Consider the following 9,750-nt stretch of genomic DNA (forward strand, 5'->3'; position numbering starts at 1 on the left):
CTATCAATAGAATTTGAAGAAAGATTAAAAGGACATTTATAAAAAAATAGGTAAATGAAAAGGGTACCAATTAAGATACCCTCTATCAGCTAAGAAATGTAATTTACACGTAATTTGGGACAGACCCAAAATATTTTCACCTATTTATCTATAAACTCAATAAAATCAAAGACAAAAGGACACTAATTTTAGTGTCCTTTTGTCTTTGATTTTATTGAGTTATTTGTAATGATTCTTTATTAAATATTTTATTTAACTAATTTTTTTAATTCATCACAAACAAATTCTACATGTGGTCCGATGATAACTTGGACAGATGTTTTTCCAGGTTTTAATATTCCAGACGCGATCTTTTTGATCTTAGCATCTTGAACTAACCCTTGATCTTTAACTTCTAACCTCAGTCTAGTAGCACAGTTGTCTATATCAACTAAATTATCAGCACCGCCAAGGTATTCAAGTAGTGCTTTAGCAGTTGCTGTATGAGTTGTAGGAGATTCGATTTTTTCATTATCTTCTTCATCTTTTCTACCTGGAGTCTTCAAGTCGAACTTAGTAATTAAAGTAACGAATATGAAGTAGTAAATAAACATAAATACCAAACCTTGAACTATAAGCATATAAGGTTTATTTGCTTATTTTGTGCCTGATGAGAGAATAAAGTCAACTAATCCTCCTGAGAATCCAAATCCAGCAACCCAGTGCATGCTAGATGCAACGAATAAAGAAAGACCAGTAAGAAGCGCATGTATTAAATATAATCCAGGAGCTAAAAACATAAATGAAAATTCTAGAGGTTCAGTAACACCAGTAAAGAAAGTAGTGAATCCAGCAGCGATCATTATCGAAGCCACTTTATTTTTATTTTCAGGTTTTGAAGTTTTAACAAATGCAGCAACAGCTCCTCCTAATCCAAACATCATGATTGGGAAGAATCCAGCCATATACATCCCCGTAACACCCTTGGTTCCTGTTCCAGCCCAGAAGTTTCCAAGGTCATTAATCCCAGCGATATCAAACCAAAAAACTGCATTTAATGCATGGTGTAATCCAACTGGGATCAATAATCTATTTAGGAAACCATAGATTCCAGTACCAAGAGGTCCCATTGAAGAAATAGCAGTTCCGAAAGAAACTAATCCACCAAATACTATCGGCCAAATAAACATCAATATAAATGCAATTGGAATCATAATAGCTGCTGTCAGGATTGGAACTAATCTTCTTCCTGAGAAAAATGATAAAGTTCTATGAAGCTCAACTTTATTAAACTTATTATATAGTGAAGATGAGACAATTCCAACTAAGATACCAATAAATGGATTGTTGATCTTTCCAAATGCAACCGATACATCCTCGAGATTAATATGTTGTATTTGAGCAACTGCCCCTGGAGATAATAGGGTAGTGATAACTTTAAAACCTACTAAACCAGCTAATGCAGCAGCACCATTTTTATCTTTAGACATACCATAGGCAATACCAACAGCAAATAAAATAGGAATGTTATCAATAATTGAACCCCCGGCTTTAATTAAAATTGCAGCAGTAGCACTGTTAGCACCCCATTCAGAAGGATCTAACCAATACCCAATACCCATTAATATCGCTGCTGCAGGTAAAACTGCTACAGGAACCATAATGGCTTTACCAATTTTTTGTAAAAATTTAAACATATTTTTCCTCCTTAAAATTAAATAATTATAAAACTTTTATATGATTTAAAATTTGTTACTTTTAGATAAGATACTCGGTAAGTATCTATTCTCCTACTAAATACATTATTAAAAATTTATTGTTTTGAGAGGAATATAAAATTGATGCAATATAATTACAGTACATATTCTTCAAAAACTCTCTCTAGAAATATAATACAATATAAGTATCTCAAAAATCAATAACTCTGTAAAAAAAATTCAATTTTAAATTATTGATTGTGCTTTTTTTACAAAGTTATTGACAATGTAATAAAATAAAACTATAATTTGATGAATAAAAAATAAAAATTCGGAGGGAAGAGCTATGAGAGTTATAATTACTGAAAAAAATATTGGCGACTGGGCGGCATGTTATGTAGCAAATAAAATATTGGATGCAAAACCTACTTCAGAAAATCCGTTCGTATTGGGGTTGCCCACAGGATCAACACCTTTAGGAATGTATAAAAGACTTATTCAATTTTATAAAGATGGGATCATCAGTTTTGAAAATATAGTAACATTTAATATGGATGAATATGTAGGTTTAGATAAGGAAAGCCCACAAAGCTACCATTATTTTATGTATGAAAATTTTTTTAATCATATAAATATAAAGGAAGAGAACATCAATATTTTAGATGGAATGGTTGTAGATTATAAGGCTGAGTGTGTAAGATTTGAAGAAAAAATAAAAACTATAGGAGGAGTAGATCTGTTCCTAGGTGGAATCGGTCCAGATGGTCATATTGCATTCAATGAACCAGGATCATCCCTTACTTCTAGAACAAGAGATAAGGAATTAACTGCTGATACCATTATAGCTAACTCTAGATTCTTTGATGGAGATATAACTAAAGTACCAAAGCTGGCACTAACTGTAGGGGTAGGCACTATCTTGGACGCTAAAGAAGTATTGATCATGGTAAATGGACATAATAAGGCCAGAGCATTGCGCCAAGCTATAGAAGAAGGAATCAATCATATGTGGACAATCTCAGCTCTTCAAATGCATAGAAATGGTATCATAGTATCCGATGAAGAAGCTACTATAGAATTAAAAGTAGGAACTTATAGATACTTTAAAGATATCGAAAGTGCAAACTTAGACTCAGAAAAATTAATTACAGATCTATACAAGAGAGTAAAATAAGGTTAGTTTTGAAAGGGAGATGAAACGTATGTATGCATTGATAAATGGCAGAATATTTACTGGAGAAAAAACTATCTTTAACAGGACAGTTGTGATAGATGGGAAAAAAATAAAAGAGATTGTAAAATTAAAAAATTTAGACACTTCCTATCCAAATATAGAAAAAAAAGATATAGATGGTAATCTTATAGCACCAGCATTTATAGATCTACAGCTGAATGGCTGTGGAGGAGTCTTACTAAATGAAAATATATCCATAAATACTTTTAAAGTCATGAATGAAACCAATATAAAACATGGCTGTACTCTATACACTCCTACACTTATTACCTGTGCAGATGAAAAGATAGAGAGAGCTCTTCAACTAATGGAAGAGATAGAGGATTTGGAAAACTTAGGAGTTTTGGGACTTCATATAGAAGGTCCATATATATCTGCGGAGAAAAAAGGAACTCATAGGGAAGACTTGATAAGGGTTTTATCAGATGCAATTATAAAAAAAATATCCAAGTCAAAAACAACTATCCTTACTCTAGCACCTGAAAATGTAAAATCTGAACATATAAAAATCCTAAGAGAAGGGGGAGTAAATGTAGCCCTTGGACACACCAATGCTACCTATGAAGAGGTAATAGAAAAAAAACCTTATGGGATAACTTTGGCAACGCATCTATATAATGCTATGAGTCCGTTTACTCACAGAGAGCCTGGAGTTGTAGGAGCTATATTTGATTCTAAAGATATAAAAGCAGGAATAATAGTAGATGGATTTCATTGTCATTATGCCAGTGTGAGAATTGCTAAAAAATTAATGGGAGAAAGGTTATATCTTGTTACAGATGCAGCCTCTCCTGCAGGGACTGATATGACTGAATTCGTGTTTGAGGGTAAAAGATGTTTTCATAAAGATGGTCAGTTGAGAAATGAAGAGGGAAATTTGGCTGGATCGGTATTGACCATGGATCAAGGAGTCAGAAATTTAGTAGAACATGTAGGCATTTCTTTAGAAGAAGCTTTGAGGATGGCATCCCTATATCCGGCTAAAGCAGTGAATATAGATAATAGATATGGAAGGATAGCTAGTGGGTATATAGCAGATTTAGTTATTTTGGATGAAAAAATAGAATTAATAGATGTAATAGTAAAGGGGAAAAGTAGAAGATAGAAAAATACTATCAACACAGAAGCTTTTTTTGTCGCAGATTACACAGAAATACTCAGATTTCTAATAACAAACCTTTTTTCTGTCACGAATTATACGAAATTTTAAACTGTTCATATACATTCGTGCAATTCGTGACTAGTTTTTATCTTTTTTTTAATTTTCAATTATACATCTCCAATTATTCTCCCTCATTGCCCTCCTAAGCGTTCCTAAAAACTTCCCCTTGCAATCGTACTCCTATAATCAAAATACGCTAAATAACAAAGCCTTTAAACAGTTGAAAACATTGGGGTAGAGAGCGTGTTTTTAGATTTGTATAACCAGTAGACAAAACGTCTAATGAGAAGACAGTTTGTATTCTCATTAGACGTTTTTAGGCTATAAATAGAGGTTAAATTACTGTATTTCACAGTAGATCTACCCCTTCATTTTTCCAAAGAGAAATTTATTTTTTATTTGTATCAGAATCGTCTCCTCTAGAGACAAATTTATATTTGTTTTTATCTTCCTCTCTTTTAGTTTTGCAATCATACCATTTTTAAAGGAAAAATGTTGAGCTAAATTAAAATATTCTCAAATAAATGAACCATGTATTAAATTATATGCAGAAAATGATTGATTTATTTTAGTCTAGGAGGTAGAATTATCTCTGTAAATATAAAATTTTTAAGTAACAGAGAAAAAATGAATTGTTTTTTAAGTTTTATAGGAGGATATCTTAAGATGGTTACGATAAATATCAATGGTCAGGAAGTAAAAACTTCAAAAAATATGACTATCTGCCAGGCGGCAGAATCAGCAGGACACATTATACCAACATTCTGTTATGATGAAAGGTTTGAGACAAAAGATAAGTGTGGGATATGTGTTGTAGAATGTAATGGTGAAATAATAAAGGGATGTTCTATCATGGTAGAACAGGGATTAGAGATAAAAACTCATACTCCAGAAATCATAGGAAAGAGAAAAGAAATATTAGAATCTATAATAGTGGACCATCCATTGGATTGTCTGGTCTGTAAAAAATCAGGGCAGTGCAGATTACAGGATTATTGCTATGAATATGGGGTAGAACAAAGGCATAATGATTGTAGAGAGGAACTTTCTTTAGATAGAAGTAACCCATTCTATGATATCGATCCAAATAAATGTATCTCGTGTGGAAAATGTGTAGCGGTATGTAAAACACTCCAATGTAACGATGTATTAACATTAGATAAAAATAATAAAAAAGTAAAGGTAGTTGGAGATAAAATAATAAATAATTCCGACTGTGTATTTTGTGGGAATTGTGTAAGTGTCTGTCCTGTAGGAGCTCTTCAAGCCAAGGAAAAGACAAAATATAGAAATTGGGAAGTAAAAAAAACTCAGACAACGTGTTCATACTGTGGAGTAGGATGTCAATTTGAGCTTATTACTAAGAAAAATAAAGTAGTAGGCGTAGAGCCGGTGATGGCTGGTCCAAATGATGGATTACTCTGTGTAAAGGGAAAGTTTGGATATAAATTTATAGATCATCCAGATCGATTAAAGACACCATTAATAAAAGAAAACGGTGAATTTAGAAAGGCTACGTGGAAGGAAGCATATGAATTATTCGTATCTAAAGCCAATGGAATAAAGGAAGGATTTGGTCCTGATGCAATTGGAGGATTGGCATCTGCAAGATGTACCAATGAAGATAATTTTTTATTTCAAAAATTAATGAGGGTTTCGATTGGGACTAACAATATAGATCATTGTGCCCGTCTCTGACATGCTGCAACAGTTGCAGGTCTTGCAACTACACTAGGAAGTGGAGCCATGACAAATAGTATCGAAGAAGCAAAAGATTCAGATTTAATCTTTGTAATTGGATCAAATCCAAGGGAAAATCATCCTGTAATAGGAGCTAAGATAAAGCAAGCAAAAAGAAATGGAACTAAATTAATATTGGCTGATCCAAGGGAAATAGATCTATCGGAAGATGCTGACGTATATATGCAAGTAAATGTAGGAGTTAATATAGCTCTTATAAATGGAATGATTCATGTAATTATTTCCGAGAATTTAACTAATAATAACTATATTGAAAAACATACTGAAGGGTATGAAGAACTAGAAGAGATGGTAAAAAAATATACTCCAGAGATGGCTTCAGAAATATGTGGAGTATCTCCTGAAAAAATAGTAGAAGCTGCTAGATTATATGCAACGAGTAAGGCATCTTCAATCTATTATGCAATGGGGATAACTCAGTTTAAAACTGGAACAAATGCTGTAATATCACTATCTAACCTAGCTTTAATAACAGGACAGATAGGAAGACCAGGAACAGGAATAAATCCTTTGAGGGGACAAAATAATGTGCAAGGATCATGTGATATGGGGGCATTCCCAGATACACTTCCTGGATATAAGAGTATTAAGGATGAGAAATTCAGAAAATTATATAAAGAAGAATGGGGTGTTGAACTACCTATAAAAGAAGGATTAACTCTAACACAAATTATGGATGCAGCTCATCATAAGGATTTAAAATTCTTATTTATCATGGGGGAAAATCCAATTGTGTCTGACCCCGATACAACGCATATCATTCAATCTTTAGAGTCTTTAGATTTCTTGGTAGTTCAGGATATTTTTATGACAGAAACGGCCAAATATGCAGATCTTATCTTACCGGCACTATCATTTGCTGAAAAAGATGGTACCTTTACAAATACTGAAAGAAAAGTCCAGAGAGTAAGAACTGCCATAAAAGGTTGTGGAGAAGCTAAAGCTGACTGGTTAATATTTATGGAACTTATGAATGAATTTGGATATGATGTTCATTACGATAGTCCTGCAGATATAATGGATGAGATGGCAAGACTGATACCTCAATATGCAGGAATATCATATGACAGGATAGAAAAAGAAGGATTACAATGGCCTGTAAAAGATAAAAATCATCCTGGAACACCTATCCTTCATGTGGATGGACCTATGAGAGGAAAAGGACTTATAATTCCTGTAGAATATGATCTGCCAGCAGAGATTGTGGATGAAAAATATCCCTATGTACTGACTAATGGTAGAAATTTATATCATTATCATACTAGAACTATGACTGCTAAAACAGAGGGACTTCATGAAAAGTCACCAGATTCTTATATCGAGATAAACCCATTAACTTGTGAAGAGATAGGAGTAAAAAATAATGATATAGTAACTGTAACTTCTAGAAGGGGTGCTATACAGACAAGGGTTTTTGAAACTAAAAAAATCTTGAAGGGAACTGTATTTATGCCTTTTCATTTTGCTGAAGGATCAGCAAATATGCTCACAGGAACAAAAGCTTTAGATGAAAAATCTGGAGAACCAGAATTAAAATTAACAACTGTATCTATAGAAAAATATGAGGTGAAAAAATAATGGAAGTAAAAGTTATAATAAATCAAAAAAAATCTATATTTGATACAGAAAAAACTCTTCTACAAAATATAAATGCAATGGGAATCGAAATACCTACTCTATGTTATCATGAAGATATATGTCCTGCAGGAGTATGTAAAGTTTGTTCTGTAGAAGTTATAGGAAGGGGATTAATTACAAGTTGTGACAACTATCCTGAAGAAGGAATGGAATTAATTACCCATTCAGATAAAGTAGAAGAATTTAGAAAAGATAGAATTAAAGAGATATTAAAAGATCATTCCAATGACTGTCTTACCTGTGAAAAAGCAATGGGAGATTGTGAGTTACAAAATATATCCTATGAATATGGTGTAGATAATAGAGGTGACGGAACCCGTGAAAAATTAGCTATAGATAATTCTTCATTTGCATTTGTAAGAGACATGAATAAATGTATCGGGTGTCAAAGATGTGTGAAAGTATGTGAGGAAATCCAGGGGATTGGAATCTATTGTGTAAAAGAAGATGGATCTATAGGCATGACCCATGGAACAATGGCAGAAACTAATTGTATCTCATGTGGACAGTGTGTAAAAATATGTCCAGTAGGAGCATTACACGAAAAGATAGATCTAAAGAAATTAAATTATGATCTAAAAAATCCTATGAAACATATAATAGTTCAAATGGCACCAGCTGTCAAAAATACCCTAGGGGAAGAATTTGGAATTTTGCCGGGAACAGATATAACTAAAAAAATGGTGGCAGCTCTAAAAGATCTAGGATTTTATAGAGTTTTCTCTACAGATTTTGGTGCCGATGTAACTATTATGGAAGAGGGAACAGAGTTCTTGGATAGATTTACAAATGGCGGAGTCTTACCTATGTTTACATCTTGCTGTCCGGGCTGGGTAAATTACGCTGAGATCAACCACCCTGAGTTTTTATATAATTTATCATCTTGTAAATCTCCTCAACAAATATTTGGAGCACTATCTAAAAGTTATTATTCAAAGGTATCGGGAGTAAAACCTTCTGAGATATATTCAGTTTCTATAATGCCTTGTACAGCTAAAAAAGATGAAATTAGAAGGGACATGATGACAGATGATGAGGGAAATAAAGATGTAGATATGGTAATCACAACAAGGGAGTTAGCAAAATTATTTAGATTGAATAAAATAAATTTAGCTGACTATGAAAAAGAAGAAGAGTTTGATCAATTTCTAGGTGAAGGGACAGGAGCCGCAAGAATATTTGCTTCCACTGGCGGAGTAATGGAAGCAGCTCTGAGAACAGTTTCGGATGTATTAGGAGAGACGAGTCATTCCCTTGAATATAAAGAAGTGAGAGGATTTGAAGGAATAAGAGAGGCATCTCTTATCTTAGCTGGAAAAGAAGTCAATGTTGCAGTAATAAATGGTATTAAAAATGCAACTCCATTTTTAGAATCAATAAAAAAAGGTGAAAGAAAAGTTGACTTTATTGAAGTAATGGCCTGTGTTGGAGGATGTTTAAATGGAGGAGGATCACCTGCTCCAGATAATATGAGAGTTATAGCCGAAAGAAAAATAGGATTATATGATTCAGATGAAAAATCTACCTTGAGAAAATCTCATGAAAATATAGAGGTGAAAAAACTTTATGCAGATTTTTTAGGGAAACCAGGGGGACATAAGAGTCATCATTTGTTACATACTCACTATGAACCTAGAAATAAATAAATTTATCAAAAGAGATCTATATATATAATATAGATCTCTTTTGACATATCTGCACCGAGTGCTACTTCGATGGATTTAACTTTAATTAACTCAGAGTTAAACTTTTAAGTTTAATTAAAGAATCGATTGAGAAAAATGTATAACATTTCCCTTTAGGTAAAAGATCCTTATAACTGTAGAAAAAACACAAGAAAACACAAGAGCAGTCAATAAGCCTAAAAAAAAGGAAATTATCCATATATTGCTAAAATAATTAAGGGTTTCATTATGAATGTTTTTAGTTTAGGTATAACATTGTAAAATATTGAAATTGGATTTATACTAATTATAGTTACTTGTTTTCAGTATATTTAAAATTTATATAGATTTGTGAAGTATCTGACTTAATGAATGAAAATGTATTTTCTTTTTTAAGCAATGCAGCTAATATAATAAAATAGGAGATCTTATGAGTAGTATAGAACAGATTGAGTTTATAAATAAGAAGGGGCAAGTATAATGGTCGTATAAATTCATACAAAGAGTGTTTAACCTTAAGCAAAAAAATAGGGTATAATTTAAGAAAACAATATGGGGGATTTTGATTATGAATACACGAAAAACTTACTCTTCTAAGTTTAAATTTAAGATCGT

General features: G+C 32.5%; 4 protein-coding genes and 1 pseudogene. 4 read left to right on the plus strand and 1 reads right to left on the minus strand.

Annotated elements, in window-relative coordinates:
• Window positions 1-248: 248 nt before the first annotated feature.
• Window positions 249-1,676 (minus strand): annotated as a pseudogene (gene nagE / locus V5784_RS04655) (N-acetylglucosamine-specific PTS transporter subunit IIBC).
• Between the two features lie 346 nt (window positions 1,677-2,022).
• Here nagE and nagB point away from each other — a divergent pair.
• From nagB to V5784_RS04675, 4 genes are all read left to right on the plus strand, one after another.
• Window positions 2,023-2,850, plus strand: coding sequence for a glucosamine-6-phosphate deaminase (gene nagB / locus V5784_RS04660; protein ID WP_336887883.1), 828 nt, complete (start codon window positions 2,023-2,025; stop codon window positions 2,848-2,850).
• A gap of 28 nt (window positions 2,851-2,878) precedes the next feature.
• Entirely contained in the window at window positions 2,879-4,015 is a 1,137-nt protein-coding gene (gene nagA / locus V5784_RS04665; RefSeq protein WP_336887884.1) for an N-acetylglucosamine-6-phosphate deacetylase, read from the plus strand.
• A gap of 723 nt (window positions 4,016-4,738) precedes the next feature.
• A complete protein-coding gene (fdhF, locus tag V5784_RS04670; RefSeq protein ID WP_336887885.1) occupies window positions 4,739-7,411 on the plus strand; it encodes a formate dehydrogenase subunit alpha in 2,673 nt (890 codons plus the stop codon).
• On the plus strand, window positions 7,411-9,117 hold the full coding sequence (locus V5784_RS04675) for a [FeFe] hydrogenase, group A (protein WP_336887886.1): 1,707 nt from the start codon (window positions 7,411-7,413) through the stop codon (window positions 9,115-9,117). Before fdhF ends, V5784_RS04675 begins: the two co-directional genes overlap by 1 nt.
• Window positions 9,118-9,750: the final 633 nt, after the last annotated feature.

Source organism: Psychrilyobacter sp. (genome assembly GCF_037132775.1).
GTDB lineage: Bacteria > Fusobacteriota > Fusobacteriia > Fusobacteriales > Fusobacteriaceae > Psychrilyobacter.